Source organism: Rhodoferax sp. RT4P68 (genome assembly GCF_056521305.1).
In genome coordinates, this window is record NZ_JBWMBB010000007.1 from 48888 (window position 1) to 75722 (window position 26835).

Sequence of the window (26835 nt, forward strand, 5' to 3'; positions counted from 1 at the left end):
CAGGAGACATGACAGATGGCCAAACAGTTGTTGATCTACGAATCGGCGGTGCCGGTGTCGCCCGCCCGCCATGCCAAGGTGTCGGTCGAGACGCAAGACAGTTATGGGTTCAGCTCCGAGGTCAATGCCGTGCCGCTGATGGGCATCGAATTTCCGCGCGCGTCGGCCGAATACGCCATCGTGTTTGCGGCCGAGGGCCAGGAGGTCATGCCGGTGGTGGTGCTGGGCGTGCGCAATGAGCAGAACCTGTACCTGTCGGCCGATGCGAAGTGGAAGGCCGACTACATCCCCGCCTTCATCCGGCGTTACCCCTTCGTCTTTTCCGCCAGTGCCGATGGCAAGTCGCTGACGCTGTGCATCGACGAGTCGCATCCCGGCGTCAACACCGCAGGCCGCGGCAGCGCGCTGTTCGGCGCCGATGCCAAGCCCACGCCGTATGTGGAGAAGGTGCTGGAGTTCCTCAAGCAGTACCAGGCGCACTTCGAGCGCACGCGGCTGTTTGGCAAGCGCATCCAGGAGCTGGGATTGCTCGAACCCATGCAGGCAAATGTGACCACGCCCAAGGGCGAGAAGCTGACGCTGGGTGGCTTTCTCGCGGTGAGCCGCGAGAAGCTGCGTGCGCTGGATCCGCAGGCGCTCTCGCAAATGGCCAAGAACGACGAGCTGGAGCTGCTGTATCTGCACATGGCCTCGATGCGCAACTTCAACCAGGTCAAGGACCGTCTGATCGGTGCGCTGGCCGAGGCGCCGGCAGCGGAGGTCGCGGCCTGATCGCCCACCTGTCGATGGCGATGGCGGGGCCGGCGCCGGGGCGCGGGCTGCGCATCGCCGCCTGTCGATGAGCGCCACTGCTTCGATCCATGCGGCAGCCGATGCGCAGCGCCTGCGCGCCGAGGCCGCGGCGTGGCGCAGCTTCGTGGCGCCCGACGACGATGCGCAGCTGGTGGCCGCCTGGCTGGCGTTGCTGGCCGGGCGCGTGCAGCGCGTGCGAGCCGGCATGGTGTTGCTGGCGGGTGACGACCAGGCCTCGTTCTCGGTCGCCGCCGTCTGGCCCGATCCGCAGCGCGACCTGAAGCACCTGGGCCCGGCCGCCCAGCAGGCGCTGACCGAGCGGCGTGGGGTGCTGGTCACGGCCACCGGCGGGCCGGCGCTTCCCGGCCACAACGCGCATGTCGCTTACCCGGTGGTGCTGGGCGAAGCGCTGTGCGGGGCGGTGGTGCTGGAGATCGGCGGCGGCGACCTCGCCGATCTGCAGGCCGCGCTGCGCGAGGTGCACTGGTCCATCGCCTGGCTGGTGGACCACTTTCGCGCCCAGCAGCAGCGGCGCGAGCAGGCCGAGGCGCAGCGCATGGCGATGCTCAACACGCTGGTGGCCACGGCGTTGCAGCACCGCCTGGTGCGGCCCTCGGCCCTGGCGGTGGCCAACGCCTTGTGTGCCGATCTGCGCTGCGACCGCGTCAGCGTCGGCTTCGAGCAGGCCGGGCAGGTGCAGCCGCTGGTCATCTCGCACACGGCCACTTTCGATGCGCGATCGGACCTGCTGCGCCACCTGGGCGACGCCATGGACGAGGCCTTCGATCTGGGCATCACGGTGGTGCACCCCCCGGAAGGTGACGACGCCTTGCGGGCCTTGGCGCATGCCGAATCGGCCCAGGCGCTGAAGGTGGCGGCGATGATGTCCGTGCCGCTGGTGGATGCGGGCCAGGCCATCGGGGTGCTGACGCTGGAGCGTGCCGGCGGCCCGGTATTCGATGCCGACGACCGGCGGCTGGCCCATGCCGTGGCGGCGGTGCTGGGGCCGGCCTGGGCCCTGCAGCGCATGAACGGCCGCAACACCTGGCAGCGCCTGCGCGAAGGCATGGTGGATGCGCGCACGGCGGTGTTCGGCCCGCAGCGGCCAGGCTTGAAGCTGATCGCCGTCGTCGCGGCGGCCGCAGTGTTGCTGGTGACGCTGGTGCGCACCGACCACCGCGTGGCCGCCCGGACGTCGATCGAGGGGGCGACCCAGATCGCGGCGGTGGCGCCGTTCGACGGTTTCGTGGCGCAGGGGCTGGTGCGCGCCGGTGACTCGGTGCGCCAGGGCCAGCCGATGGCCCGGCTGGATGACCGCGACCTGACGCTGGAGGCCGCGCGCTGGCGCGCCGAACGCGACCAGTTGCTGCGGCGCTACCAGGTGGCCTTTGCGGCGGCCGACCGTGGCGCCATGGGGGTGATCGGCGCGCAGGTCAACCAGGCCGAGGCGCAGCTCTCGCTGGCCGAAGACAAGCTCGCCCGCATCGTGCTGACGGCACCCTTCGATGGCGTGGTGGTGTCCGGCGACCTGAGCCAGTTGATCGGCTCGCCGGTGGAGCAGGGCAAGCTGCTGTTCGAGGTGGCGCCGCTGGAGGGGTACCGCGTGGTGCTCAACGTGGACGACCGCGACATCGGCCGGCTCGCGGTGGGCCAGCGCGGCGAACTGGTGCTGGCCAGCTTGCCGGGGCGGGCGATGGCCTTCACGGTGCGCTCCGTCACGCCGGTGTCGACCCAGCAGGACGGCCGCAACGTGTTCCGTGTCGAGGCCGGGCTCGACCCGGCCGGCGAGATCGGCCGGCTGCGCCCGGGCATGGAGGGTGTCGGCAAGGTGGTGGTGGGCGAGGCCAGCCTGCTGTGGATCTGGACCCACGGTTTTGTCGACTGGCTGCGCCTGTCGCTGTGGAATTGGCTTCCTTGAGATGAAGCACCCCCCAGTCTGCGCGCTGCGCGCTCCGCCAACCCCCCTCTGCTGCGCGAGGGGGGCGCACCCAGCGGCCTGGCAGAGCCAGTTCCGCGGGTGCCCTGGCCTCGACCCGTCTGCTCCATGCGCTGCGGGTGGTGCGTTGCGCCTTGGCCAGCAGGAATAGGCAGAGAGCGATGCACCCCGACACCCCGCAACAGAGCAGCCTGTGGTACCGCATCGCGGCGCTACGGCCGCGCCTGCTGGCGCGGGCGAAGCTGCACCGGCACCGCTACCGGGGCGAGGTCTGGTATTTGCTGCAGGACCCGGCCTCGGGCAAGGTGCACCGCTTCACGCCGGCCGCGCGCCTGCTGCTGGCGGCCATGGACGGGCAGCGTAGCGTGGACGACATCTGGCGGCTGGCGCGGCGTGAGATGGGTGAAGACGCCCCGACGCAGGACGAGGTGCTGCAACTGCTCGGCCAACTGCACGGCGCCGACCTGCTGCAGAGCGACGCCACGCCGGACGCGCTGGAACTCTTCGAGCGCGGCCAGACGCAGGAGCGCTCCAAGAGCCGGCGCTCCTGGGCCAACCCGATGGCGATCCGCATTCCGCTGGTCGACCCCGGCGCCTTTCTGGACCGCCATGTCGCGCTGTGGCAATGGATCTGGGGGCGGGCCGGTGGCCTGGTGTGGCTGGTGGTGGTGCTGCCGGCGCTGGCGCTGCTGCCGGCGCACTGGCCCGAACTGACCGGCAACCTCTCGGACCGGGTGCTGCAGGCCAACAACCTGCTGTTGCTGGTGGTGGTGTTTCCGCTGATCAAGGCGTTCCATGAGCTGGGCCATGCGACCGCGACGCGGGCCGGTGGTGGCGAGGTGCACGACATGGGTCTGATGGTGCTGGTGATGATGCCGGTGCCCTACGTGGACGCATCGTCGGCCACGGTGCTGCGTTCGCGCTGGTCGCGCGCGCTGGTGGGTGCTGCGGGCATGGCGGTGGAGCTGTTCATCGCGGCGCTGGCGTTCTACTTGTGGCTGGCCCTGGAGCCGGGGTGGCTGCGGGCCGTGTGCTTCAACGTGATGCTGGTGGCCGGTGTGTCGACTCTGATCTTCAACGGCAACCCGCTGCTGCGCTACGACGCCTACTACATCCTGGCCGATCTGGTGGAGGTGCCCAACCTCGCGCGCCAGTCCACGCGCTACTGGGGTTATCTGGCCGAGCGTTATGTGTTTCGCGTGCGCGAGGCGGTGTCGCCCGCGCAGAGCATGTCCGAGCGCCTGTGGTTCGGCTTGTATGGCCTGGCGTCCACCGCGTACCGGCTGTTCGTGACCGTGGCGATCGCGCTGTTCATCGGCGCGCAATTCTTCTTCGTGGGGGTGGTGCTGGCGCTGTGGTCGGTCTACTCGATGGTGGGCATGCCGATCGTGCGGGCGCTGCGGCAGTTCCAGGAACGCCCGGCGCTGCGCGAGCGCCGTGGCGTGGCCCTGGTGGCCGGTGGCGGTGTGCTGGTGCTGCTGGTGGCGGCCATCGGCCTGGTGCCGGTGCCGTTTCGCACCCAGGCCGAGGGCGTGCTGTGGTTGCCCGAGCAGGCCATCGTGCGGGCCGGTGCCAACGGCTTCGTCGCCCGCGTGGAGGCCCAGCCCGACACGGCCGTGCAGCCGGGGCAACTGCTGGTGCGCAGCGTGGACCCGAATCTGGACGCGCAGATCCGCCTGTCCGAGGCCCGCGTGGCCGAGCAGGAAGCCAGCTACACGCAGGCCTTTGTCGGCGACCGCGCGAAGATCGCCATCGTCGCGCGGCAGCTGGCGCTGGAGCGCGAGACGCTGGCGACCACGCGCGCCCGCGCAGCGGGCCTGGTGGTGGCGGCCGGCGCCGGCGGCATGTTCCGCATGGCGCGCGCGGCCGATGCGCCGGGGCGCTTTTATCGCAAGGGCGAAGTGCTGGGCTATGTGCTGGGGGACGTGCCGCCGATCGTGCGGGTGGTGGTGGCGCAGTCCGAGGCCGATGCGGTGGTGGCGCAGACCGAATCGGTGGCGCTGCGCCTGGCCGACGACATGGCGCGGGTGGTGCCGGGGCGCATCGTGCGCGCTGTGCCCGCAGCGGCCGACGAGGCGCCCAGCGGCGCGCTGGTGGCCTCCGGCGGCGGTCGCCTGGCGGTGGACCCACGCGATCCGCAGGGGCGCCGCACGCTGGAGCGCATCTTCGAGATCGACGTGGAGCTGGCCGATGCGCTGGTGCGGCCCGCCGCCTACGGCCAGCGCATCCATGTGCGCTTCGAGCACCGTCCGCAGCCACTGGCCACGCAGTGGTATGGCGCGCTGCGGCGGCTGTTCCTGACGCATTTCACGGTCTGACATGCAACAACCCCCACGCTCCCCCGCTCCGCGAGGTCCGCTGCCCCCCGAGGGGGCGCGTCAGTTGCTTCGGGCGGCCGGGCGCCACTGACATGCAGGCCCTGCACCTGGACCCGGGACAGCTGGCACAGGGGCGACCCTATGCAGAGCGCCACGATCGCACGCCAAGCTGGCACGACGACGCCGCGCTGCACCTGTGGCACGGCGGGGTCACGCCGCTGCTGGCCCGCACCGGCTATTCGCTGGGCGCCGCGCGGCGCTTCTGCGCCATGGTGGAGGCGGCCGGCCTGGGCCTGGCAGCGCTGACGGACGAGGCGCTGGCCAGGCGCTTTCGCGCGCTGGGCCCGGTGCTGCGGCGCGAGGGCTTCGCGGCCGGCCCCGTGGCCGCGTGCTTCGCGCTCGTGCGCGAGGCAGCCGGCCGCGTGCTGCAGCAGCGGCACTATGGCTCGCAACTCATCGCCGGCTGGTGGCTGCTGGGCGGCCGGCTGGCCGAGATGGCCACCGGCGAGGGCAAGACGTTTGCCGCCACCTTGCCCGCCTGCACGGCCGCGCTGGCCGGCCTGCCCGTGCATGTGATCACCGTCAACGACTACCTGGCCGCGCGGGATGCAGAGGCGATGACGCCGCTCTACGCCTTCCTCGGGCTGCGCAGCGCCGCCGTGGTGCACGGCATGGGCCGGCCCGAACGCCGCCATGCCTACGCCCACGAGATCTGCTACTGCAGCAACAAGGAGCTGGCCTTCGACTACCTGCGCGACCGCGCGGCGCTGGGCGACCAGGCCAGCGTCATGCACCTGGCCGTGGAGGGCCTGCGCGGCGAGCGGGCGGTGGAGCCCCGGGTGGTACTGCGGGGCCTGTGTTTCGCCATCGTGGACGAGGCCGACAGCGTGTTCATCGACGAGGCGCGCACGCCCTTGATCCTGTCGCGCACGGTGGAGGACGCGCAGGCGGAACAACAGGCCCGCCGCGCGCTCGACCTGGCGCGTGGCTTCGTGGTGGGGCAGCATTTCGAGATCGACGCGGCGCGGCGCCGCGTGCGCTTCACCGATGCGGGCGATGCGCTGCTGGAGGCGCTGCCGGCCGACGAGGTGGCCGACGAGGGGGCTGATGCGGCAGGTGATGCGGTGGGTCATGCAGGCCCGCGCGCGCTGCGCGAAAGCGTGCAGCGGGCCTTGTCGGCGCGCTGGCTCTACGTGCGTGACGAGCACTACGTGGTGGTCGATGGCAAGGTGCAGATCGTCGATGCCTCCACCGGCCGCGTCATGCCGGACCGGGCCTGGGAGCAGGGCCTGCACCAGATGATCGAGTGCAAGGAAGGCGTGGCGGTGACCGGCCAGCGCGAGACGCTGGCGCGCATCACCTACCAGCGGCTGTTCCGGCGTTACCTGCGGCTGTCCGGCATGACCGGCACCGGCACCGAGGTGGCGGCCGAGATCGGCCGCACCTACGGCCTGCCGGTGGCGCGCGTGCCGCTGCACCGGCCGTCGCGGCGGCGCGATCTGCCGGGCCGCTGCCTGGTCGATGGTGCGACGCGCTGGCGGGCCGTGGCCGACGCAGTGGAACAGGTCGCCGTGCGCGAGGGCCGGCCGGTGCTGATCGGCACGCGCACGGTGAAGGCGTCCGAGCAGCTCAGCGTGATGCTGCACGAACGCGGCATCGCGCACGTGGTGCTCAACGCCAAGCAGGACAGCGATGAGGCCGCGCTGGTGGCGCAGGCGGGCCAGGGCGGCCGCGTGACGGTGGCCACCAACATTGCGGGGCGCGGCACCGACATCCTGCTGGGCGAGGGCGTGGCCGAGCGCGGCGGCCTGCACGTCATCCTGACCGAATACAACGAATCGGCCCGCATCGACCGGCAGCTGGTCGGGCGCAGTGCGCGGCAGGGCGACCCGGGCAGCTCGCAGGCCATCGTGGCGCTGGACGACGATCTGTTCGTGACGCACGCGCCGCGGCTGGTGGCCTGGCTGAAGACGCTGACCACGCGGCGGGGCCGCGTTCCACGCGCCGGGCTGTGGCTGCTGCGGGGGCTGGCGCAGGGCAGGGCAGAGCGCTTGAACCGTGAGGCGCGAGAGAACAACCTGCGACAGGACCGGCGGCTCGCCCAGGTGCTGTCGTTTTCCGGGAGAGGTGAATGAAAGCAATCTGGTGGATGTGCGCGCTGTGCGCGCCGGTGCTGGCCGTGGCAGCGCCGCCGGCGCCGCCCGCGGTGGCGGTGTACGAGTGCCTGATCGAGCCGTCCCAGGTGGTCGAAATGCGCTTCACCGTGGAAGGCCTGATCGACAAGGTGCATGTGCGCCGCGGTGACACCGTGCGCCGCGGTCAGGTGCTGGCAGAGTTGCAGTCGCGCGCCGAGCGGCTGGCAGTGGACTCGGCGCGGTTTCGCGCGCAGATGGAAGGGCAGATCGACACCTCGCAGGCCCGCATTGCCTACGCGACCCGCAAGCTGGCGCGCGCCGAAGAGCTTCACCGCGAAAAGATGGTGTCGGCGCAGACGCGTGACGACGCGGACGCAGAACTGCGCCTGGCCAAGGGGGAGCTGAAGGCAGCGCTGGAGAATCGCGATCTGGCGCGCATCGAACACCAACGAGCCGAGGAACAACTGTCCACGCGGACCTTGCTCAGCCCCTTCGATGGCGTGGTCGTCGACCGCATGCTCAACCCCGGCGATCTGGCCGAATCCGGGTCCGGTCGCAAGGCGGTGTTGAAGCTCGCCAAGATCGACCCCGTGCGCGTCGACATCATCCTGCCCGGTGCCTCGTTCGGGAAGATCCAGATGGGTGCGCGTGTGGACATCGTGCCGCTGGGCAGCGCAGTGCGCCACAGCGCGGCTGTGCACATGGTCGACAGGGTCGTGGATGCCGCCAGTGGAACGCTCGTGGCGCGCGTGGAGTTGCCCAATCGCGATGGCAGGATTCCCAGCGGAGTCCGGTGCAAGGCCGAGTTCGACGCCGGGTCGTCGGTGGGAGGGGTGGTGCACCGGCGCTGACCAGTTGCTCGATTGGCCGAGGCGCGCGGGCCTTATGCCGGCCGGTGGATGCCGACTTCGGCTCCAAAGGGGGGGCCAACGGCAGGCATCGCGAGATGCGCGCCGGCGAACGCGGTGGCACTGCGATGGCGGGGCCTCACCGCGCCGCGAGAAGCCGCCCGTGCATCGCGGTACTGGCGATGGCAGCCCCGCCCGTGGCCACGGCGATCTGATTGAGACCCTGGGCCACGTCGCCCACGGCAAAAACGCCGTCTGCCGTGGTGGCGCCGTGGCGGTCCACCTGCACATAGCCATCCTCATCGCAGGCAGTGCCAAGCTGCAGCGCCAGCTCGCTGCGGATGTCCAGGCCGAGCGCGCAGTACAGGCTGTCGCACACGGATTCGCTGCCACCGTGCGCCACGGTCACGCGGCCGTCGGTGCGGCGAATGCTGCGCACCGGCGCCAGGGCCAGGGCGATTCCCGCGTCATGCAGGCGCTGCCGTTCCGCCGGTGGCAGCGTGCTCCCACCGTCGTCGACGAACACGGTGATGTGTGGCGTGAAGTGCTGCAGGTAGAGCGCTTCCGCCACGCCCGACGCGCCGTTCGCGTAGACGCCCACGGTGCGGCCGCTGACCTCGAATCCGTCGCACACCGGGCAGTAGCGCAGGGCACCTTCGTGCAGGGCGTCCAGCACATGGGGCAGCGGCGGCGGAACGTCGGCCACGCCGGTCGCCAGCAGCAACAGCTGGCTGCGCACCGTGGTGCCGCTCGCGCAGCGCACGATGAAGCCGCTGCCGAGCCGCTGCGCGGACTGTGCGCTGTCCTGCAGCCAGCGCACGGGGTAGGCCTGCAGCTGGGCTCGCATCGCGGCAAGCAGGCCGGCACCTGCAACGCCGTCGGCAAAGCCAGGGTAGTTGTGGCTCCACGGCACCGTGGCCAGCCGGCTCTGGTTCGCATCGATCACCACCACCTGCCGATTGAAGCGCGCCAGGTACAGCGCGGCCGTGATGCCGCCGGGGCCGCCGCCCACGACGACGGCCTCGCAGGTCAAAGGGGTGCTGGGGCTCATGGGACGGTCGGCTGCATCACGTCGTCGAGCCGGCGTGGCGCTTGAGCCAGGCCACGATGCGCTGCGCTGCATCTGCACGGCAGGCCGGTGCGCCCTGGCCCAGGAAGCTGTGGCCTTCGCCGGGGTAGAGCACCAGTTCGGCCGGCGTCTCGCCGGCGCACATCAGGCTCACGAACATCTCTTCCGACTGGCATTTGGGGCAGCGCTCGTCGTCCTTGCCCTGCAGGAACAAGGTGGGTGTGTGCGACTGCTCGATGTAGCGCTGCGGCGACAGCTCGCGCGCGCGCTGGCGGTTGAATTTCGGGGCGCTGTGCACGTAGTAAGGGTCGGCGTAGTAGCCGCCGTCCGATGTGCCGTAGTGCGTTTCGATGTTGCCCACCGGCGCCATGACGACCGCGGCCTTGAAGACATCGGTATGGCCCGTGGCCCACGCGCTCAGGAAGCCGCCATACGACTTGCCCGACATCGCGACACGCTCGTCGCAGGCACCCTCGGCCTGCAGCGCGGCGACGGCGGCCAGGTGCTGCGGCAGGTCGTAGGCGCCCCAGTTGCCGGCCAGGCGCTTGCAGAACTCGTGGCCGTAGCTGGCCGAGCCCACGGCGTTCAGCGCCAGCACGGCCCAGCCCTGCGCTGCCAGCACCTGCCAGAACACGTTGGAGTCGAAATCCAGCAGGGCGTAGCTGGCGGGGCCGCCATGCATGTCGTTCAGCAGGGGGCGCGGGCCCGGCGCGGCGGGGCCGGTCAGCAGCCAGCCCTCGATGCTCTCCTGGCCGCCCTGGCCGTCGGGCACCTGGAAGCTGCGCGCCTGCACATCGACCTGCACGCGCTCGCGCCACCAGGGGTTGAAGTCGCTGATCTGCCTGCGCTCTGCGCCGGCGCGTGAGCTGAACAGCTCCGAAGGCAGGGACGGATGGTCGATGGCGTAGACCAGGTCCTCGCCCATGCAGCCGAACGCGCCGATCTGCAGGTCGCCGGCCATCAGCGCTTCGGTCTTGCCGCTGGCCACGGCGATGCGTGCAATCTGGTGCCGGCCGCGGTGGGCGCGCACGAAGACGATGCTCTCGCCGTCCGGCGACCAGCGCAGGCTGAGCGGGTCGCCCACGTCGATATCGCCGACCTGCTGCACCTCGCCGCTGGCCACATGCATGCGCCACAGACGCGGCTCGGCGTCGCCGTCCTCCAGCGCGCCGGTGAAGGCGATCCACTGGCCATCCGGTGACCAGTGCGGCGCCATCACCATGGCGTGGTCATGCGTGAGTTGCTGGTGCGCGCTGCCATCGGCATTGCACACCCACAGGTCGCAGCGGTGCGCAAAGCGCCCCGTGCGCGAGCGGCTGTAGGCCAGGCGGTCACCGTCGGCGCTGACGTCGTGCGCCAGCACATCGAACGCACCTTCGGTGAGTTGGACGTGCTTGGCGGTTGCCAGGTCCACGCAGAACAGGTGGATCTGCCGTTGCAGCAGGTAGCCCACACCGTCTTCCTTGTAGGGCAGGCGCCAGGCGAGCTCGGGCGCGCTGCTCTTGCGTTCGGGGGGAGCGACACCGGGTTCACCGCGCAGGTCCGGGTCGACCAGGACGGAGCCGGTGACGAACAGCGTCTTGCCATCACTGCCCCAGCGCGGTGTGCTGACACTGCTGGAGAAATCCCCCACTCTGCGCGCGTCGCCGCCGTCGGCGGCCAGCACGTACAGCTGTGGGGAGTCCGCGCGGCTGGAGATGAACGCCAGCGCCTCGCCGTCTGGCGACCAGCGCGGCGAGTTGTCGTCGCCCGGGCCCTGCGTGATCTGACGGGGGGCGGCGCCGTCGAGCGCCAGCGTCCAGATGCGCGATGTGTAGCCATCCTCCCCGCGGTCCACGGACTGCAGGGTGCAGGCGATGCGGCCGACCTTGTCCGCGCAATCGAGCTCCATGAGCTTGCGGTGCAGGTACAGGTCGTCGACCGAGAACCGCCGGCGCGTGGGCTGCGCGTCGCCCGTGTCGGGGCCAGCCAGGCCTTCTTCGATGTCATCGATCAACATCATTCACCTCGCAAGGCCACCGCCGTCGATGTGCCGCTCGGCCTCACACCAGTCTTCCAGCGCATGCCCTGGCGCGAAGCCGCGCGCTGCCGACAGCGCATAGGCGGCCTGCTGGATCAGCTGCTCGCGGCCGGCTTGCGGTTGCTGCTGTTGCTGCGGCTGGGGCGCCTGCCGAGGCTGCTGCTGTTGCTGTTGCGGCGACTGCTGTTGCTCTGCGCCGGCGTCAAGGAGGGTCTGGCCTTGGGCGGCCTCGTGCTCATGGGCGCTCGGCGCCACGTTGGGGCCGTCGGGCATCCTGGCGGCGGCTTGCTGCAGGTCGGCAGTGCTCGGGGCGGGTTTGGCTCGGCTCATGTGGACTCCCAGGTGATGGAGCCCGAAACCGGCAATCGGCGTGCCCAGTGACGCTTTTTGCAGGGGCCGCAGCCTGGGCTGGTGACCCACGGATTGGCGCGGCACGCGCATTGCCGATGGCTGGCACCACCTGCGAGCGGGGTACTTCCGGCAGGCGGAGCATCACATCGACTTTTTCAATCCACAGGAGATCACCATGGCAACTTTCACGACGACGACCCTTTGTTCCGCAGCCGCTGCGGGTGGCGGCCACGCGCTGCGATGCGTGGCGGTCTGCGCAGCGCTGTGCCTGGGCCTGGCGGCGAACGCTCAGGTTGGCACGGGCACCGGCGGCGGCGCGGCAACCGGCACGGGCACCGGTACCGGCACGGCCACCGGCACCGGCACCGGCACCGGCACCGGCACCGGCACTGGCGGCACGCAGGCCCCACAGGCCGGCGCGCGCACGGGTCAGTCGCAAGACAAGCTCGCGCGGGCCGACACGGCTTTCATGAAGCAGGCGGCAGAGAACAACTTCGCCGAGATCCAGAGCAGCCAGCTGGCGGTGCAGAAGGCCACCAATCCCACGGTCAAGGCGTTTGCGCAGCAGATGGTCGCGGACCACGGCAAGACCGGCAAGGAACTGGCAAGCCTTGCCAGCGCCAAGGGCGTGGAGCTGCCCGACGGCCCTTCGCTGATGCAGAAGGCCAAGCTCAAGCTGCTGGAGGTCGCAGATGGTGAAGACTTCGACCGCCGCTACAGCGAGACCATGGGCCTGGCCGCGCACCGCGAGACCATCGAGCTGTTTCAAAAGGCGTCCACCGAAGCACGCGACGCCGAGGTGAAGGCCTTCGCCACCAAGACGCTGCCGGCGCTGAAGCACCACCTCGACATGGCGCAGAAGCTGCCGGTCGACAAGGCCGACAGCGGCAAGGCGAGCGAGAAGAAGCGCTGACCGCAACGCGCGGGCCACAGCCCGTGCCGGCGGCAACGCGCATTCCCCGCACGCCCCGTGGCGCTCCTCAGCGCCGCTTGCGCCGGTGCATCACATAGAGCAGCGCCACCGCGCCCACGACCAACGCGACTTTGTGGACCGCGCCGCGCGGGTTGTGCTGCCATTCGGCGCGCAGGCCCATCTCGGCCGGCACATTGGGCACGCGGCCGGTCAGCAGGTCGTCGACCACGCCTTCGCCGACATTGAGCCGATCGGCTGCGAGCAGCAGCAACCAGTGGCGCAGGTCGCTCTCGCTGTAGCGGAACGCCACGCCGCGCAACTTGCCCGACAGGCCACGCGGCGGCACCGTGCTGCCGAAGATCGGCGTGATGCCCGGCCGCTCGACCGAGCACAGCACCTTCACATGCCGCGCCTGTTGCTCAGGGTGGTCCCAGTGCACGCCCTCCAGGCGGGCGGGCATGCGCTCCATGGGCACAGCGGGGCGGTTCTCCAACGGCAGGTCGGCGCCCCAGCCGAACGGGCGGTTCGAGCGGTCGGGCGCGATGGCGCTGGTGCTGTTGGTGGCGCCCGTTCCCCGCGAGGGGGTGTCGGCGCGAGTGACGATGTCGTCATGCATGTGGGCTCCTTGGCGGTCAACCAGCCGACGGCATGGTCAACACGGTCTTGATGCATCCGTCGAGCTTGCTCGAGAAGATGTGGTACGCGTCGGCCACGTGCTCCAGCGGGATGCGGTGGGTGATGAGTTCGGAGGGCTTCACGCGCCCCGCCCGCACGTGTTCGATCAGCCGTGGCAGATGGCGCTTCACGCTGGCCTGGTTCATGCGCAGCGTGAGCCCCTTGTTGATCGCATTGCCGAGCGGGATGGCGTTGAAGGTGGGGCCGTAGATGCCGACGATGGACACCGTGCCGCCCTTGCGCACCGAGTTGATGGCCCAGTGCAGCACCGTGGCCGCGCCGCCCTGCAGTTTCAGGCGCACGCCGGTCAGCCGCTGCAACGCATTGCCCGAGGCTTCGGCGCCCACGGCGTCGATGCACACGTCCGGCCCCAGGCCATCGGTCATCTTCTTCAGGTGGACCGCCATGTCGCGCACGTCGCGAAAGTTCACGGTCTCGCACTGCGCGAAGCGCCTCACGAAGTCGAGCCGGTAGTCCACCTCATCGACCACGATGACGCGGCCCGCGCCCAGCAGCCAGGCCGACTTGGCCGCGAAGATGCCCACCGGCCCGGCGCCGAAGACCACCACCGTGTCGTCCTCGCGGATACCGCCCATCTCGGCGGCCTGGTAACCGGTGGGGAAGGCGTCGGTCAACATGACCGCGTCGTCCAGCGAGATGTCTTCTGGGATCACCGTGGGGCCGATGTCGGCCATGGGCACGCGCACCAGCTCGGCCTGGCCGCCGTCGTAGCCGCCTGCGGTGTGCGAATAGCCGTAGATGGCGCCGACCGCCGTGGCTTGCGGGTTCACGTTGTGGCAGTTGCTGTAGAGCTCGCGCTCGCAGAACCAGCAGGTGCCGCAGAAGATGTTGAACGGCACGAGCACCTGGTCGCCGACCTTGAGGTTCTGCACCGAAGGGCCGATTTCCTCCACGGTGCCGCAGAACTCGTGGCCGAAGGTGCTGCCCACCCGCGTGTCGGGCACCAGGCCGTGGAACAGGTGCAGGTCGGAGCCGCAGATGCACGAGCGCGTCACTCGCACGATGGCGTCGTTCGGGTGCTCGATCGTGGGTTCGGGCTTCTCGTCGGCCCGCACGCGGTAGGGGCCGCGGTAGTTCATTGCCAGCATGGGGAGTCTTTCATGGTGGGCCCGGCGCAGCGGGCGGGCTGGCGCGGGCCAGGAGGAGGGCGGGCGCCGGCGCTGCGGTCAGGGCCGTCAGTCGCCGGTGGCGGCTCGAATCAGATCGGGCCGGGTGGCAACGAATCGCGCGCTGTCCCTGGGTCGAGCGGCTTGGCGGCCGCATGTGCCATGTCGTTGTAGGCAGCTTCCTCACCCATGCCCAGTTCGGCGCCGGTCATCGGGTCGCCCACGGGGCTGGATGCAGTGCGTGCGGCCATCTGCTGGACCAGCTCGACTTCCTCGGCCGCCATCTGGGCGGTGGCAGCGCCATCGCCGCCATCGACAGCTGCCTGGTCCGCGGGTTCGGACACCACGTCCCAGCGGTCGCCCGAATTCCACGGGCCGCTGGACACCTCGCCATCGCCTTGCGACATGTTGAAGTACACATTGGTGAAGCGCGGGTCGCCGGGCAGCTTGCCGGACGGGAAGTTCGGCGTGATCGCGTAGAGCGCCTTCTCGAACGACTTCTGGTGCGCGATCTCACGCGTCATCAAGAAGCCGAGCGCTTCCTTCACGCCGGGATCGTCGGTCAGGTTGATCAGGCGTTCGTAGATGATCTTGGCGCGCGCCTCGGCGGCGATGTTGGAGCGCAGGTCGGCCGTGGGCTCGCCGATGGTGTCGATGTAGGCCGCCGTCCACGGCACGCCGGCCGAGTTCACCAGCGGTGGGCCACCTCCGTAGAGCACCTGCGTCACATGGCTGTCGTTGCCGGCACCGGCGATGGCGCGGAACAACTCGGCCTCGCTGTCCACGCCTTCGGCCAACCGGCCCTTGGCGCCCTTGTTCAGCATCGCCACGATGGTGCCGATCACCTCCAGATGGCTCAGCTCCTCGGTGGAAATGTCCATCAGCATGTCCTTGCGGCCGGGGTCGTCCTCGCCCAGCGCCTGGGTGAAGTAGCGGCAGGCTGCCGCCAGCTCGCCTTGCGGGCCGCCGAACTGCTCCAGCAGCAGGTTGGCCAGGCCGGGATTGGTCTCGCTGACGCGGACCGTGTATTGCAAACGCTTGTTGTGAGAAAACATGGGGGAGGCTCCTTGGGGGACGGGTTGAATGCCGGTATGCGGCAATCCGCGTGCCGAAGGCGTTGACAACACGTCCGGCCAGCCCCGGCGCGCCCGTTGACGCCCCGGGGCGTGCGTTTCAGCTCTTGCGGGTCAACAGCACGATGCCGTAGATCGCGGCCAGACCGACCAGACCGTAGACGACGCGCGAGATCAGCGTCATCGGGCCGAACAGTGTGGCCACGACGTCGATGCCGAACAGCCCCACGAGGCCCCAGTTCAGGCCGCCGATGATCATGAGGACGAGGGCGATGGAGTCCAGCACGTTGTAGTGGCGCGCCACGACAGGCGTGAAGGTGGACTGTGGAGCGGAAGTGGTAGTGGACATGGATTCCTTGAGGGTGGTGGAGGGAGGTTGCGAGGGGCCGAAGGATTCGGCATTGCCGTCAAGTGGCCGCCACCACCGGCAATGCGCGTGCCGCAGCCGCTGCGCCCGCCGGGTGCGCGCCAATGCCACCTGGGGCAGGGAAGCCGCGCAGCTGCGGGACGCGCCGGCCGGGCACGTCGATTGCCGCGTGCGGCTGGAGCATGTGCTGCCGCGCCCGGCAGCGGTGTGGCACACCTGGGCCGCATCGCGCTGTGGGGCCAACGGCCAGCGGCTTCACCCGCGGTAAGAGTTGCGGCCATTGCTACCGGCCACTGCGGGTGCAACCACCAGAGGAACCACGATGAACGAACTGACTTCGAAACTGCTGCCCACCGTCACCAACATGATCCGGCTCGACCACACCCATGTGCTGTCGACCTTCCACCAGTACAAGGCCGTTGCGCCGCAGCGTGTGCGGGTCGGGTTGGCCAACACCATCTGCCTGGCGCTGGAAGTCCACGCCCAGCTGGAAGAGGAGGTCTTCTATCCCGCCATGCGCGAGGTTGCGCCTGAGCTGGTGCAAGACAGTGAATCGGAGCACCAGGAAATGCGCGACGCCATCGCCCGGCTGAAGGCCATGGCGGCGCAGGACGCCGGACGCGACGAGGCCGTCATGAACTTGATGCGGCTGGTGATGCACCACGTCGCCGACGAAGAGACCATCGTGCTGCCGGCAGCCGAACGGCTGCTGGGCGACAGGCTTGGCGAGCTGGGCCTGGCGATGACGAGGCGACGCATTGCGCTGGTGGCGCCGCGCACCGGAGAGATCGCACTGAACATGGGCCGAGCGCTGTCGGGCAACAAGGTGCTGCTGGTGGCCATGGCAGCCCTGAGCGTCGGGCTTCTGTTGGCCCGCCGCACCAGCCCGCTGCGCCGCGCGTTCGACGACCGGTAGGCAAACCATGCAGGAAGAACGACAGCGCGAGGAGCGGGCCGGCGAGGCGGCTGCCGGCTACCTGAGGCAGCATGGCCTGGTCGTGTCGACGGCGGAGTCCTGCACCGCCGGGCTGATCGCTGCGACGCTGGCGGACGCCAGCGGCGCTGGCCAAGTGCTGGAATCGGCCTTCGTCGTGTACGACCCCAAGGCCAAGCAGCGCTGCCTGGGTGTGCCGGCCGAGGTGCTGGCGCAGAACAATCTGACCAGCGAGGCGGTTGCGCTCGCCATGGCGCGCGGGGTGCTCTCGCACAGCCAGGCCGACCTGGCGATCGCCAATACCGGCGTGGCGGACGATTGCGACCCCGACATACCGGCCGGCACGCAATGCTTCGCCTGGCTGTTTCGCCACGGCGGCCTGGTGCACGAATTTGCCGAGACCAAGGTGTTCAGCGGCGACCGCAACACGGTGCGCAACGACAGCGCGCAGTACGCGCTCGCCCGCATCCCGCACTACCACCGCCAGGTGCGTTAGGGCGGGCGTCAGCGCTGTTGCGGGCGGCAGGCTATGCGGCGGGTGCCAGCAGGCCGGCGCGCCGGCCCGACGCGCCCAGGCCCAGCTGGGTGCGGTATTTGGTGACCGTGCGCCGTGCCACATGGATGCCGCGCCGTGCCAGCTGGTGCGCGATGGCCACGTCCGACAGTGGCAGGCCCTGTTCGCGCACGATGATCTCGTGCACCAGCTCGCGCACGGCGGTCGGTGAGCAATGCCCGCCACCGTCCACGGGCAGGCCGCGCGAGAAGAAGTAGCCCAGCTCAAACGTGCCCGATGGCGTGGCGATGTACTTCTGGTGCGTCACGCGCGAGACGGTGGACTCGTGCATGCCCAGCTCATCGGCGATCTGGCGCAGGACCAGGGGCTGCATGGCCAGTGCTCCATGCGCCAGAAAGCGGTGCTGGTGCCGCACGATGGCCTGGGCCACGGCCAGGATGGTGGCAAAGCGCTGTTCGACATTGCGCACCGTCCATTTGGCCTCGCTGAGCTGGCCGGCCATGGCGTCGGCCGCCTGCAGCTTGCGCTGGCGGTACAGCTCGGCGTAGGTGCGGTTCAGCTGCACGCGCGGCACGACGGCGTCATTGAGCACGGCTGTCCAGCCGGCGCGGGTGAAGCGTGCCAGCACGTCGGGCACCACGTAGCGCACTGGCTCGCCGCCGTGGCGCCAGCCGGGGTGGGGGTCCAGGCTGCGCAGCAGTCGCAACAGGCGCACCACCGTGGCCGGTTCGCAGCCGAGCAGGCGCGCGCAGCGCGTCGCGTCGTGGGCCCGCAGGGCCGGTGCGGCCTCGGTCAACAGGCGCAGGCACAGCGCGGCATCGGTGGGGGGTGCCGTGGCGGCCAGCTGCAGTTGCAGGCACTCGATCAGATTGCGCGCGCCCACGCCACACGGGTCCAGCGCCTGCACCACGGCCAGCGCGGCGCCCAGTTCGGCGTCGTCCGGGGCGGGCAGCAGTTCGGCCTGCTGCGCCACCTCGGCCGCATCCACGCGCAGGTAGCCGTCCTCGTCCAGCGCTTCGCACAGCAGGCTGGCCAGCACGAAGCAGCGGTCGTCCAGCCGGCGCAGGCGCAACTGGCCATGCAGGTGTTCGCGCAGGTCGGTGGGAGCGGCAACGAACGACAGCGCATCGGCGTCTGCATCGCCGCTGCGCGTTCGGCGTTGACTTGCAAAGGTCGAGCCCCAGGGCCCGTTGTCGGCCACTGCGCCAGCATCGTCGCCCGCAGGCATGGCCATCGCGGGTGCTGGCTCGTGCTCGTCCAGTTCCAGAAACGGGTTGCTCGCCAGGCTGGCGTCCAGGGTGGCCACGAATTCCGCGTGGGCCATCTGCAGCAAGCACACGGCCCGCTGCTGCCGGGCCGAAAACTGCTGCTGTGTCGTGAGGTGCAGTGAGGCGTGGAGCATGGGGTTGGTGCGTTGCGGTCGATGGGGGCTTCATGCATTGACCGCAAGCCCCGTGCCGCCAGCAGCCCGTGGAGACAACTGGATACGTTTGGGCTGCGACGCACTGGAGCGCCTCTCGCGCAGCGTGCTGTGCGCAGCGTCAGCGCCGTTCGCACGCGGGGCTTGCGACCGGTCGATGGCAATCGTTGCCGCAATCTCTACCGAAGACCGTCGCGGCGCGCGCCGTCGTGGCGGGCGGGCACCCGAAGTGGCGCTTGCCCGGCCCGGGGCTGACCCCCGGGCACGCCCTTTGCCGGTCAGTCTCACCACCTACACACACGAGAACCCACGCATGCCGAACGCCCATCCGATCAGCTACCGAGCAGGGCGCCAGAGGGCCGGCACCATCTTCTCCATGGAGCGGGCGGTGCGGGGCCTGGCATGGCCGATCGGCCAGAGCGGGCTGTCGGTGGCCGAGCGTCGCCGGACCCGCCCCGAGCAGGCGCTAGCGGGGCTCGGAATCGTAGGTCTTGAGCTTGTTGTAGAGCGTTTTCAGGCTCACGCCGAGTGCGGCCGCCGTGCGCTCGCGGTGGTGGCCGAAATGCTGCAGCGTCTGCAGGATCAACCGCTGCTCGACGTCGGCCAGGGGCGTTCCCAAGGCAACGCTGATGTCTGGCTCGGCATCGGGCGCCTGCGTTGGCCGCGCCGGCCCGTTGACGGGGAGCCATTCGGTGGTGATGGTCTCGCCGTCGGTCATCACGTAGATGCGCTGCAGCACGTTGCGCAGCTCACGCACGTTGCCGGGCCAGCGGTATGCGCCCAGCCCCTGCAGCGCCTCGGGCGACAGCCGTTTGAGGCGGCCCTCGCGCAGGCCGATCTCGGCCAGGAAATGCGTGCACAGGAGCGGCAGGTCGTCCAATCGCTCGCGCAAGGTGGGAAGCACGATGGGGAACACATTGAGCCGGTACAACAGGTCTTCGCGCAGATGGCCGCTTTCCACGGCGCGCCAGGGGTCGCGGTTGGTGGCGGCGACGATGCGCACGTCCGTCTGGCGCAGGGTGGTGGAGCCCACGCGCATGAAGCTGCCGGTTTCCAGCACACGCAGCAATTTGACTTGCAGCTCGGCCGGCATTTCGGTCACCTCGTCCAGGAACAGCGTGCCGCCGTGCGCGCGCTCGAACAGGCCCAGGTGCTGCCGGTCGGCGCCCGTGAAGCTGCCCTTCTCGTGCCCGAAGATTTCGCTTTCCATCAGGTGCGGAGAGATCGCACCGCAGTTGACGGCCAGAAACGGCTGACCGCGCCGGCGGCTGGTGTCGTGCAGCGTGCGGGCCACCAGTTCCTTGCCAGTGCCGCTCTCGCCCATGACCAGTACCGTGACGGCGGTCTGTGCCACGCGCGAGATCTGCTGGTAGATGCGTTGCATGCAGGCCGCACGGCCCACGAGGTGGCCAAAGCGGCCGCTGCGCTCGAGCTCGGCCCGCCAGTCTGCCTCGGCCGTGGCGTCCTGCGGGGCAGGCTTGACGCGCTGCAGCACGCCGTTGAGCTGCTCGGGCGTGACGGGCTTGATCAGGTAGTCGGCAGCGCCCAGACGCAGGGCCTGGATCGACGTCTCCAGCGTGGCGTAGCCCGTCATGAGGACGACGCAGGCCTGCGCCAGGGCGGCTTCCTCAAACAAGGCCAGGCCATGGCCGTCGGGCAGGCGCAGATCGAGCAGCACCAGCTCGGGCACTTGCACTGCAAGTTGCCGACGCGCATCGCGCAGGCTGTGCGAGACGATCACGGCGTGGCCGCGGTGCTCCAGCTGGGCCGCCAGCATCTGCGCGGCATCTGCATCGTCGTCCACGATCAGCGTCAACGCCATAGGTCATCCTCCAGCGCATTTGCAAAGACTCTGAACTGTCTCCAACATGGCCGGTTCCGTCTGTCAGCTGGGCACGCCGCCGTCATGGCTTCGCTCGGGGCTCGGCTGTTGATGCCTGCAGCGCAGGGCCCAGTGGTAGCTGCACTTGCATGCCGCCGATGCCGTCGACCACCAGCGTGCCGCCATGCTGCTCGATGACAAGCTGCGCCAAGGCCAGGCTGAGGTCCAGCGCGCCCTGCGATCTCGTGGTGGCAGCGTGGCCGCTGTCCGGCGCGTGCATGGAAAGGCTCAGCACGGCATGCGGCGCCTGGGCATGCACCGCCATGAAGACCGTGCCGCCGGCGGGTATCTGGCGCAGCGCATGGCGCAGCAGGGCGCGAAGGCTGCGATCGAGCGTGCAGGCATCGCCCACGATGTCGACCGACTGCAGCCGGGGCGACAGCCGCTGACCGGATGCGAGCGCCGTCGCACGCTCGCCCTCCAGCACCCGCCCGGCCAGCGCAGCCAGGTCATGGCGCTGGGCCACGTGCCCAGGCGCTCCGAATTCCGACAGGTCGGCCAGGTGCGCTGCCAGAAGCGCCAGCTCGCGCACTTGCCGCGACACGATGGCTTGCGCACGCACGTGCACCGCAGGGTCGACGGCCGTGAGCTGCAGGACTTCACTGGCACCGCTGAGTGCGCCGAGGCGGTTGCGCAGCTCATGGGCGGCGGCGGCCAGCCAGGCGCGTTGCCGCAGCGCGCCGGTGGTGTCTGCGGGCGCGGCCATCACAACGTACGACCCTTGCGAGCAACGATTGCCGCACAACTTGCCCCGCCGCTGCGCGACAGACGGGGGGTTGACGTGAGGGCGGCGCACATAAATATGGATTGTCCTGAGCGCTTCGGTGACCGGACGTAGGACGGGGACGACGCCTGTTGCCCCCCTACATCCTTTGCTGCGCTGCCGCCCGGACATGTGCCCTGGCCGTGCGGCCGGCTGGCGGCAGGCAGCCGCAGATTCAACGCGGCGCCCGTCGGCCATCCTCTCAATCCTTTTGGCCTGTCCCTGGCTCTTTGGGGGGGCGCGATCCAATCTGCTCCATCAACTTTTCGCCCTCCACGTCCTTGCCGTCGCTGGGCACGGATTCCTCCTGCACGATTTCCGGCTCTTCATTGGACGTGGCAGGGGTCGAGTGTTGTTCGTTGGCGGCTGGAAGTGACATGCGGATCTCCTGTGATGCAGCCGTCCAGCATGGTGGCCCTGTGCGGCCTGTGGGCCGAGGTTCGGGCTTGCATCTGTGTAGGCTGAGAGCCATGACGGGGGCGGCTCGCGTGGCCTTGCGAACGCGCCGTCAACGCCGCGCTGCGTGGCCGCCCATGGGCTGGTGCCTGCACTGGCCTTCGATGAACACCGGCAGCTGGATGCGGCAGGTCTTATGGGGATGCTGGCCTCAGCCCCCAGGGGCGTGCTTCAGACGGCCGGGTCCGGGCTGGCTTTCATGGAACGCATAGCCGGATTGCGCCCTCTTCGCTCTGTACATCGCAGCGTCTGCGTTCTGGATCAACGCTTGCACATTGGCGCCGCCATCCGGGTAAATCGCGATGCCGATGCTCGGCCTGACGGACAAACGCGTCTCACCGACGTCGATGTCGCGCGCCAGGTCGTTGATCACCGCGCAGGCGATCCGCTCGATGTTGGCCTGGCCCTGCGGGTTCAGCAACAGATACAGGAATTCGTCGCCGCCGTTGCGGCACAGGGTGTCCTCTCCCCGCGCTCTGCGCCCGAGCCGGTTCGCCACCTCCTTCAGCACGGCATCGCCGGCTGCATGCCCGTGCACATCGTTCACGTTCTTGAAACGGTCGAGGTCGAGAAACATCACGGCGACCGTCCACTGATGACGTTCGGCCAGCGCGAGGGCATGGGCCAGGCGGTTGTCGAACAGCGCCCGGTTCGGCAGGCCCGTGGCCTGGTCGTGCATGGCCCTGCGGCTGGCGCGTTCCTCCGCTTCCAACGCGTTGGCGAGAGACGTGGTCGTTTCAGCCAACGCCGTTTTGGAGGTTGCCAACGCGGTCTCGACCACCTTCAGCTCGTCGATGCCCTGCGCCAGCGTCTTGGTCACGGTGTCCAGGTCCTCCGCACATTCCTGCACCTTGGTTTCCACCGCCTCGTTGTGGTCGAGGGTCTCCTTGGCGGGCAGCGTGGTTGCCCCACCCGCGATGGTCTTTTTCGTATGGTCATTCACCACCGCGAGAGAGTCGGCGCAAGCCTCGACCTTGACTTTGACGTTGTGGCTTTTCTCCAGTGCCTGCTCCAGCGCCGCGGGGGATGGCGGCGCGTCGGCGACAACCAGGGGGGTAAACATGGGTAAATTCATGGCGTTGCGTGCATGCAGGAGGCCCGGATGGACCGGGACTGCTGCACATCCTTTGGCTGTTCGTGGTCTCTTGGCTGCGTGCGCTCGCGGTCTGCTGGAGCTTGCGGCACGAAGCCGGCGTCCGTCCCTTGTCGGCGGGCGCGCGTCAAATTCGTCTACATGGAAACTGTTTTCCGCATCGAGCACGCGCTTCGTTTGACGGCGAACGAAGGACTGTGTCTGTCGAATGCCCATCGCGCTGGGGCTGATGAAACTGGAAAGATGAAAGAAGCACTGCACTTTGAGCCGACATCCTCCCTGGTCGTCGGCACACAAAACCGGTGCTCGTCAGTGCGCGCTACGGTCAATTATGACCCGTGCCTCCTCGGCGCATCCTCGCCACACGCGTCAGCCGCCACTGCGTAAGGGCATCAGCTTGGCGTCAGAGTCGCCATGCAGGCACCCCGCCCGCCGGGTGTCGATCGACAGGGAGCGCCAGCGGCGTGGGCGTCGCGACGCGCACGCAGGGCCGGTGCCCCGCTTGTTTTCCCGATGCCCACGGCATGGTGCGTCGCGGACCTACAGCGTGCGCTGGCTGGCGGGCGCATCCTGAGGGTTTTGAATGGACCGCAGCATGCACAACGATCAATCCAGCCAGCCCACAAGCGACGCAGCACCCGACCGTATCGATCTCCAATCAGAAGACGCGCTGCGGCAGTGGGCAGAGCGCCTTGCGGTCACCGTCGACCAGATCCGCGATGCGGTGGCGCAGGTCGGCGAGCGCGCCTCCGATGTGGAACTGCACCTGAAGGGCAGCCGCAGCACGACGACGGACGATCGGGTCGACGCTGCCGGGGCCTGAAGCCCTCGACATCACCGTTCACGTGGGCCCAGGGTGCGGCATCGATGGCCGGCACTCTGCGGCCCCTTAGTCCAACGTGAATCCGATCTTCAGGCTCACCTGCCAGTGCGCCACTTTGCCGTCGACCACGTGGCCGCGCGTCTCTGTGACCGTGAACCACTGGATGTTGCGCACCGTTTCATGCGCCTTGGCGATGGCCGACTGCACGGCGTCCTCGATGCTGGTGGGGGACGAGCCGGTCAGTTCCAGCAACTTGTAGACGTGGTGGGTCATGTGGGTCTCCTGTAGTGGTTGAAATGCGCGCGGCGTTGGCCTTGCGGCTCCGACGGTACTGCAGAGCGGCCGGCCGTGCGGCGCATCGTGTGGCGTGACGCTGGTCAGGCAGCCCGTGGCTCTTTGGTCACCAGCCAGATGCCCACGCACACCAGCACCAGCGCGGCTGCATTGCGCCATTCCAGGATGCTTTCATCCAGGAACGCGGCCGACAGCAGGGCGCCGAACACCGGCACCATGAAGTTGAAGGCGGTGACCAGGCTCACGCGGTTGTGCTTGAGCAGCAGGCTCCAGATCGAAATGGCCAGCGATGAGAGCACCACCATGTACGCCAGCAAGGCTGTGGATGCAGGTGTGAAGTTCTCCAACCGCCCCCCCAGCGCATAGCCCGCCACCAGCAGAGCGCCGCCGCCAAAGCTCAGCTGCCAGCCCGTCATGACGATGGGGTCGATGCCTTGCGAGACCCGTTTGCCGTAGATGCTGGCGGCGGCCAGCACCGCAGCGGCAATGACCACGAAGCCTTCGCCCAGCAGCGTGAAGTCCAGCGTCAGCAGGCCACCCAGGCCGGCGCCGAGGTTGACGACCATGACGCCGGCAAAGCCGATCGCGCAGCCCAGCGCCTTGGCCGCACTCAGCCGGTCGTTGCGGTACAGGAAGTGCGCCAGCAGCACGCTGAAGAAGGTGCCGGTCGCGTTCATGATCGAACTCTTGACACCCGTCGTGTAGGCCAGGCCGATGTAGAAGAACACGTACTGCAGCGTGGTCTGCGTCAGCCCCAACAGCGCGAACTGCCCCAGCGTCCGCCCGGGCCAGCCGCCCACGCGCTTGCCGCTCATGGCTGCGTAGGCCAGCAGCACCACGCCCGCGAGCGCAAACCGCCAGCCGGCAAAGACCAGCTTGGACGGCACATCGGTCGGCACGATGCCGAACAGGGCGTAGCCGCCCTTGATGGCCGGGTACGAACTGCCCCACAACAGGCAGCAAAACGTGGCCAGCAGGAAGACGGTCTTGCGGTCGGTGAGAGGGTTGTGCGAGGGGGGTGGAAGGTGCGACACGACGATGGATTCGGCTACCTCAGGGCGGCGCCCTAAAACGGTGCGCTATTCTATGTTGTACGATGACATTCTTTAAGTGGCAACGATTTGTTGAAAGAAGGGCCAGATTTGGCCAAAATCCGGCTATGTTGTCCGATGACATAAGGTCTTGGCTGCGTCAGCGTGGCCGGCGATGGTCTGCGGCATGATGCTGGCCATGCCCGAAACACCCGCCCCCGCCACTGCTCGCAGCCCGCGCCAGGTCTACTGCCTGTGCGCCGAGTGGTGCGGCGTCTGCCGTGAATGGCGCGCCACGTTCGAAGCCCAGGCGGCAGCGCATCGCGCCGATCGGTTCGAGTGGATCGACGTGGACGCGCACGAGGAGGTGCTGGATCTGGTCGAGATCGAAACCTTCCCCGTCCTGCTGATCGCCGAGCAGGGCAGGGTCGTGTTCTTCGGCCCGATGGAGCCCTCGGCGGGCATGCTCGAGCGGTTGCTGGAGCGCGCGCAGGGCGCGGCGGCGACGGACAGCGTGGCGCTGCGGTTGTTGGGAGCGCTGAGAACGGCGTAGCAATGACGCGGTGGCGGGCGGCGCGAAGGCGCTGCGTGGGCGTGTTCGCACCTGGGCGCCAGGGCGTCAGCGAAGGCGATACGTCGCAGCCCTGTGGTTAAAGTCTGCTGTGCCGAAGCAGCCCCTCATCCGCTCCCGGGAGACCCAGCATGGAAACCGCCGCCAATCTGTTCTCCGCCCTCGCGTCCCTCGCCTGGCCCATGGTCGCGGCCGTGGTGCTGTTCAAGCTCATCGGCCCCCTGCGCAAGCTCGTCGAATCGGCCGCCGGCCGCAAGTTCACATTGAAGGTGGCGGGCAACGAACTGAGCATGGAAGAGGCGTCCGAGCAGCAGGGCAAGATCGTGCGGGACATGCAGCTCAAGCTGGCCGAGCTGGAGAAGCAACTGGCCGCCGGCGCGCCCACGGCGGCGATGGCCCCGCGGTCCCCGATGGCCTCGCGCAGCGTGGCCCCGGCCGCGGCCCCGCGCATCCTGTGGGTGGACGACGTGCCGCGCAACAACAGCTTTCTGATCGCCGCGCTGGAAGAGCGTGGCGTGCGCGTGGACCTGGCCGCCAGCACGGACGAGGGCGTGGCGCGTGTGAAGTCGCTGCGCTATGACGCCGTGGTGTCCGACATGGGCCGCCCGGAAGGCGAGAAGGCCGGCATCGACCTCACGCGCAAGCTCAAGGCACTGCAGCCGCAGACGCCGGTGTTCCTGTTCTGCAGCCCGCATTCGGCGCTGGCCTTGCGCGACGAGGCGCTGGCGGCGGGGGCGGACGGCATCACCGCGTCCGGCACCAGCCTGTTGAGTGCGCTGCCGCTGGAGGCCGCGCGCTGACTCTCATCCACCTGGCCTCTGCCCACCCAGCTGCACGCCTGCCCAGCCTTTTCCGACCACCATGCGCATTGAACTCGCGACCCCTGAAGACTGCGCCGCCATTGCAGCGGTGCAGGTGCTGTCCTGGCAGCATGCCTACGAAGGCATTTTTCCCGCCGACTACCTGGCGTCCCTGCCCGTGGCGCCGCGCGAGGCGACGTGGCGCGAGGCTGTGGCCACCGGCCGGCCGCAGGTGCTGGTGGCGCGCAGTGCGGGCGTGGTGCAGGGCTTCATCGCCTTCGGTCCGTCGCGCGACGAGGGCGCACCGGCCGACCGCGCCGAGGTCTGGGCGCTGTACGCCACGCCTGCCATGTGGTCGCAGGGCGTGGGCCGCGCGCTGTGGCTGAAGGCGCGAGACCGGCTGCTGGACCACGGCATGCGCAGCGCCAGCCTGTGGGTGCTGACGCGCAACCGGCGCGCGATCCTGTTCTACGCCAAAGCCGGCTTCGCGCCCGAGCCGCGTTCAGCGCGCTGGTTCACGATGGGTGGCGAGCAGGTGCAGGAACTGCGCTGCGTCTGCAACATCGCGGCGATGTCCGGTCAGGCCGCATAGTCACGAGCAGGGTCGGCCTTCGAGCCCCAGCGCAGCTG

General features: G+C 69.3%; 26 protein-coding genes. 12 read left to right on the top strand and 14 right to left on the bottom strand.

Going from position 1 to position 26835, the window contains the following annotated elements; all coding sequences use genetic code 11:
- Nucleotides 1-15 precede the first annotated feature (15 nt).
- The 5 genes from AC099J_RS16255 to AC099J_RS16275 all read left to right on the top strand — a co-directional run bounded on the left by AC099J_RS16255 (nucleotide 16) and on the right by AC099J_RS16275 (nucleotide 8032).
- Nucleotides 16-771, top strand: coding sequence for a SapC family protein (locus tag AC099J_RS16255; RefSeq protein WP_479616316.1), 756 nt, complete (start codon nucleotides 16-18; stop codon nucleotides 769-771).
- Between the two features lie 67 nt (nucleotides 772-838).
- Nucleotides 839-2710: a GAF domain-containing protein gene (locus AC099J_RS16260; protein WP_479616317.1), complete on the top strand. Its 1872-nt coding sequence runs from the start codon at nucleotides 839-841 to the stop codon at nucleotides 2708-2710.
- Nucleotides 2711-2889: 179 nt separating this feature from the next.
- The gene (locus AC099J_RS16265; RefSeq protein WP_479616318.1) at nucleotides 2890-5046 is read left to right on the top strand and encodes a PqqD family peptide modification chaperone; all 2157 of its coding nucleotides are present in this window, start codon (nucleotides 2890-2892) and stop codon (nucleotides 5044-5046) included.
- A gap of 92 nt (nucleotides 5047-5138) precedes the next feature.
- Nucleotides 5139-7181 (top strand): preprotein translocase subunit SecA, encoded by a 2043-nt coding sequence (locus AC099J_RS16270; protein WP_479616319.1) that lies wholly within the window; start codon nucleotides 5139-5141, stop codon nucleotides 7179-7181.
- Nucleotides 7178-8032 (top strand): efflux RND transporter periplasmic adaptor subunit, encoded by an 855-nt coding sequence (locus tag AC099J_RS16275; RefSeq protein ID WP_479616320.1) that lies wholly within the window; start codon nucleotides 7178-7180, stop codon nucleotides 8030-8032. Before AC099J_RS16270 ends, AC099J_RS16275 begins: the two co-directional genes overlap by 4 nt.
- Nucleotides 8033-8168: 136 nt before the next feature.
- On the opposite strand, the gene AC099J_RS16280 is transcribed toward AC099J_RS16275, so the two are convergent.
- Genes AC099J_RS16280 through AC099J_RS16290 form a run of 3 tightly spaced genes read right to left on the bottom strand, consistent with a single transcriptional unit; the run spans nucleotide 8169 to nucleotide 11448 of the window.
- Nucleotides 8169-9080 carry an NAD(P)/FAD-dependent oxidoreductase gene (locus tag AC099J_RS16280; protein ID WP_479616321.1) on the bottom strand — a complete coding sequence of 304 codons (912 nt, stop codon included), beginning with the start codon at nucleotides 9078-9080 and terminating at the stop codon, nucleotides 8169-8171.
- 16 nt (nucleotides 9081-9096) lie between these two features.
- Complete coding sequence (locus AC099J_RS16285) at nucleotides 9097-11100, bottom strand: S9 family peptidase (protein ID WP_479616322.1); 2004 nt, start codon at nucleotides 11098-11100, stop codon at nucleotides 9097-9099.
- Nucleotides 11101-11448, bottom strand: coding sequence for a DUF2934 domain-containing protein (locus AC099J_RS16290; protein WP_479616323.1), 348 nt, complete (start codon nucleotides 11446-11448; stop codon nucleotides 11101-11103).
- 196 nt (nucleotides 11449-11644) lie between these two features.
- Here AC099J_RS16290 and AC099J_RS16295 point away from each other — a divergent pair, with 196 nt between their 5' ends.
- Entirely contained in the window at nucleotides 11645-12382 is a 738-nt protein-coding gene (locus AC099J_RS16295) for a DUF4142 domain-containing protein (RefSeq protein ID WP_479616324.1), read from the top strand.
- A 67-nt stretch (nucleotides 12383-12449) separates the two neighbouring features.
- Here the strand turns inward: AC099J_RS16295 and AC099J_RS16300 are convergent, their stop codons facing one another.
- From AC099J_RS16300 to AC099J_RS16315, 4 genes are all read right to left on the bottom strand, one after another.
- Nucleotides 12450-12998, bottom strand: coding sequence for a hypothetical protein (locus AC099J_RS16300; protein WP_479616325.1), 549 nt, complete (start codon nucleotides 12996-12998; stop codon nucleotides 12450-12452).
- Nucleotides 12999-13014: 16 nt separating this feature from the next.
- Complete coding sequence (locus AC099J_RS16305) at nucleotides 13015-14166, bottom strand: zinc-dependent alcohol dehydrogenase (RefSeq protein WP_479616326.1); 1152 nt, start codon at nucleotides 14164-14166, stop codon at nucleotides 13015-13017.
- 110 nt (nucleotides 14167-14276) lie between these two features.
- Nucleotides 14277-15239, bottom strand: coding sequence for a manganese catalase family protein (locus AC099J_RS16310; RefSeq protein WP_479616327.1), 963 nt, complete (start codon nucleotides 15237-15239; stop codon nucleotides 14277-14279).
- A 118-nt stretch (nucleotides 15240-15357) separates the two neighbouring features.
- Nucleotides 15358-15606, bottom strand: a complete 249-nt coding sequence (locus tag AC099J_RS16315) for a DUF378 domain-containing protein (protein ID WP_479616328.1) — start codon at nucleotides 15604-15606, stop codon at nucleotides 15358-15360.
- A gap of 340 nt (nucleotides 15607-15946) precedes the next feature.
- On the opposite strand from AC099J_RS16315, the gene AC099J_RS16320 reads away from it, so the two are divergent.
- Together AC099J_RS16320 and AC099J_RS16325 are read left to right on the top strand one after the other, a co-directional pair.
- Nucleotides 15947-16540 carry a hemerythrin domain-containing protein gene (locus AC099J_RS16320; RefSeq protein WP_479616329.1) on the top strand — a complete coding sequence of 198 codons (594 nt, stop codon included), beginning with the start codon at nucleotides 15947-15949 and terminating at the stop codon, nucleotides 16538-16540.
- 7 nt (nucleotides 16541-16547) lie between these two features.
- Nucleotides 16548-17054, top strand: a complete 507-nt coding sequence (locus AC099J_RS16325) for a CinA family protein (protein WP_479616330.1) — start codon at nucleotides 16548-16550, stop codon at nucleotides 17052-17054.
- 31 nt (nucleotides 17055-17085) lie between these two features.
- Here AC099J_RS16325 and rpoN read toward each other — a convergent pair whose 3' ends face one another.
- The 5 genes from rpoN to AC099J_RS16350 all read right to left on the bottom strand — a co-directional run bounded on the left by rpoN (nucleotide 17086) and on the right by AC099J_RS16350 (nucleotide 22656).
- Nucleotides 17086-18474, bottom strand: a complete 1389-nt coding sequence (rpoN, locus tag AC099J_RS16330) for an RNA polymerase factor sigma-54 (RefSeq protein WP_479616331.1) — start codon at nucleotides 18472-18474, stop codon at nucleotides 17086-17088.
- A 484-nt stretch (nucleotides 18475-18958) separates the two neighbouring features.
- Entirely contained in the window at nucleotides 18959-20314 is a 1356-nt protein-coding gene (locus AC099J_RS16335; protein ID WP_479616332.1) for a sigma-54-dependent transcriptional regulator, read from the bottom strand.
- Between the two features lie 82 nt (nucleotides 20315-20396).
- Nucleotides 20397-21080, bottom strand: a complete 684-nt coding sequence (locus AC099J_RS16340) for a histidine kinase (RefSeq protein ID WP_479616333.1) — start codon at nucleotides 21078-21080, stop codon at nucleotides 20397-20399.
- Nucleotides 21081-21339: 259 nt separating this feature from the next.
- Entirely contained in the window at nucleotides 21340-21516 is a 177-nt protein-coding gene (locus AC099J_RS16345; protein ID WP_479616334.1) for a hypothetical protein, read from the bottom strand.
- A 228-nt stretch (nucleotides 21517-21744) separates the two neighbouring features.
- Complete coding sequence (locus AC099J_RS16350) at nucleotides 21745-22656, bottom strand: diguanylate cyclase domain-containing protein (RefSeq protein ID WP_479616335.1); 912 nt, start codon at nucleotides 22654-22656, stop codon at nucleotides 21745-21747.
- 613 nt (nucleotides 22657-23269) lie between these two features.
- On the opposite strand from AC099J_RS16350, the gene AC099J_RS16355 reads away from it, so the two are divergent.
- Nucleotides 23270-23509, top strand: a complete 240-nt coding sequence (locus AC099J_RS16355; RefSeq protein WP_479616336.1) for a DUF3606 domain-containing protein — start codon at nucleotides 23270-23272, stop codon at nucleotides 23507-23509.
- Nucleotides 23510-23575: 66 nt separating this feature from the next.
- On the opposite strand, the gene AC099J_RS16360 is transcribed toward AC099J_RS16355, so the two are convergent.
- Nucleotides 23576-23782: a dodecin gene (locus AC099J_RS16360; RefSeq protein WP_479616337.1), complete on the bottom strand. Its 207-nt coding sequence runs from the start codon at nucleotides 23780-23782 to the stop codon at nucleotides 23576-23578.
- A 104-nt stretch (nucleotides 23783-23886) separates the two neighbouring features.
- A complete protein-coding gene (locus tag AC099J_RS16365; RefSeq protein ID WP_479616338.1) occupies nucleotides 23887-24837 on the bottom strand; it encodes a DMT family transporter in 951 nt (316 codons plus the stop codon).
- A 196-nt stretch (nucleotides 24838-25033) separates the two neighbouring features.
- Between AC099J_RS16365 and AC099J_RS16370 the strand changes: the two genes are divergently transcribed.
- The 3 genes from AC099J_RS16370 (at nucleotide 25034) to AC099J_RS16380 (ending at nucleotide 26797) form a co-directional block, all read left to right on the top strand.
- Entirely contained in the window at nucleotides 25034-25387 is a 354-nt protein-coding gene (locus AC099J_RS16370; protein ID WP_479616339.1) for a thioredoxin family protein, read from the top strand.
- A gap of 149 nt (nucleotides 25388-25536) precedes the next feature.
- Nucleotides 25537-26205 carry a response regulator transcription factor gene (locus AC099J_RS16375; RefSeq protein WP_479616340.1) on the top strand — a complete coding sequence of 223 codons (669 nt, stop codon included), beginning with the start codon at nucleotides 25537-25539 and terminating at the stop codon, nucleotides 26203-26205.
- A gap of 61 nt (nucleotides 26206-26266) precedes the next feature.
- A complete protein-coding gene (locus AC099J_RS16380; protein WP_479616341.1) occupies nucleotides 26267-26797 on the top strand; it encodes an N-acetyltransferase family protein in 531 nt (176 codons plus the stop codon).
- Nucleotides 26798-26835: the final 38 nt, after the last annotated feature.

Excerpts from the sequence above, each read along its gene's own strand:
- AC099J_RS16255 (WP_479616316.1), top strand. The coding sequence starts at position 16 with ATGGCCAAACAGTTGTTGATCTACGAATCGGCGGTGCCGGTGTCGCCC.
- AC099J_RS16260 (WP_479616317.1), top strand. The coding sequence starts at position 839 with ATGAGCGCCACTGCTTCGATCCATGCGGCAGCCGATGCGCAGCGCCTG.
- AC099J_RS16265 (WP_479616318.1), top strand. The coding sequence starts at position 2,890 with ATGCACCCCGACACCCCGCAACAGAGCAGCCTGTGGTACCGCATCGCG.
- AC099J_RS16270 (WP_479616319.1), top strand. The coding sequence starts at position 5,139 with ATGCAGGCCCTGCACCTGGACCCGGGACAGCTGGCACAGGGGCGACCC.
- AC099J_RS16275 (WP_479616320.1), top strand. The coding sequence starts at position 7,178 with ATGAAAGCAATCTGGTGGATGTGCGCGCTGTGCGCGCCGGTGCTGGCC.
- AC099J_RS16280 (WP_479616321.1), bottom strand. The coding sequence starts at position 9,080 with ATGAGCCCCAGCACCCCTTTGACCTGCGAGGCCGTCGTCGTGGGCGGC.
- AC099J_RS16285 (WP_479616322.1), bottom strand. The coding sequence starts at position 11,100 with ATGATGTTGATCGATGACATCGAAGAAGGCCTGGCTGGCCCCGACACG.
- AC099J_RS16290 (WP_479616323.1), bottom strand. The coding sequence starts at position 11,448 with ATGAGCCGAGCCAAACCCGCCCCGAGCACTGCCGACCTGCAGCAAGCC.
- AC099J_RS16295 (WP_479616324.1), top strand. The coding sequence starts at position 11,645 with ATGGCAACTTTCACGACGACGACCCTTTGTTCCGCAGCCGCTGCGGGT.
- AC099J_RS16300 (WP_479616325.1), bottom strand. The coding sequence starts at position 12,998 with ATGCATGACGACATCGTCACTCGCGCCGACACCCCCTCGCGGGGAACG.
- AC099J_RS16305 (WP_479616326.1), bottom strand. The coding sequence starts at position 14,166 with ATGCTGGCAATGAACTACCGCGGCCCCTACCGCGTGCGGGCCGACGAG.
- AC099J_RS16310 (WP_479616327.1), bottom strand. The coding sequence starts at position 15,239 with ATGTTTTCTCACAACAAGCGTTTGCAATACACGGTCCGCGTCAGCGAG.
- AC099J_RS16315 (WP_479616328.1), bottom strand. The coding sequence starts at position 15,606 with ATGTCCACTACCACTTCCGCTCCACAGTCCACCTTCACGCCTGTCGTG.
- AC099J_RS16320 (WP_479616329.1), top strand. The coding sequence starts at position 15,947 with ATGAACGAACTGACTTCGAAACTGCTGCCCACCGTCACCAACATGATC.
- AC099J_RS16325 (WP_479616330.1), top strand. The coding sequence starts at position 16,548 with ATGCAGGAAGAACGACAGCGCGAGGAGCGGGCCGGCGAGGCGGCTGCC.
- rpoN (WP_479616331.1), bottom strand. The coding sequence starts at position 18,474 with ATGCTCCACGCCTCACTGCACCTCACGACACAGCAGCAGTTTTCGGCC.
- AC099J_RS16335 (WP_479616332.1), bottom strand. The coding sequence starts at position 20,314 with ATGGCGTTGACGCTGATCGTGGACGACGATGCAGATGCCGCGCAGATG.
- AC099J_RS16340 (WP_479616333.1), bottom strand. The coding sequence starts at position 21,080 with ATGGCCGCGCCCGCAGACACCACCGGCGCGCTGCGGCAACGCGCCTGG.
- AC099J_RS16345 (WP_479616334.1), bottom strand. The coding sequence starts at position 21,516 with ATGTCACTTCCAGCCGCCAACGAACAACACTCGACCCCTGCCACGTCC.
- AC099J_RS16350 (WP_479616335.1), bottom strand. The coding sequence starts at position 22,656 with ATGTTTACCCCCCTGGTTGTCGCCGACGCGCCGCCATCCCCCGCGGCG.
- AC099J_RS16355 (WP_479616336.1), top strand. The coding sequence starts at position 23,270 with ATGGACCGCAGCATGCACAACGATCAATCCAGCCAGCCCACAAGCGAC.
- AC099J_RS16360 (WP_479616337.1), bottom strand. The coding sequence starts at position 23,782 with ATGACCCACCACGTCTACAAGTTGCTGGAACTGACCGGCTCGTCCCCC.
- AC099J_RS16370 (WP_479616339.1), top strand. The coding sequence starts at position 25,034 with ATGCCCGAAACACCCGCCCCCGCCACTGCTCGCAGCCCGCGCCAGGTC.
- AC099J_RS16375 (WP_479616340.1), top strand. The coding sequence starts at position 25,537 with ATGGAAACCGCCGCCAATCTGTTCTCCGCCCTCGCGTCCCTCGCCTGG.
- AC099J_RS16380 (WP_479616341.1), top strand. The coding sequence starts at position 26,267 with ATGCGCATTGAACTCGCGACCCCTGAAGACTGCGCCGCCATTGCAGCG.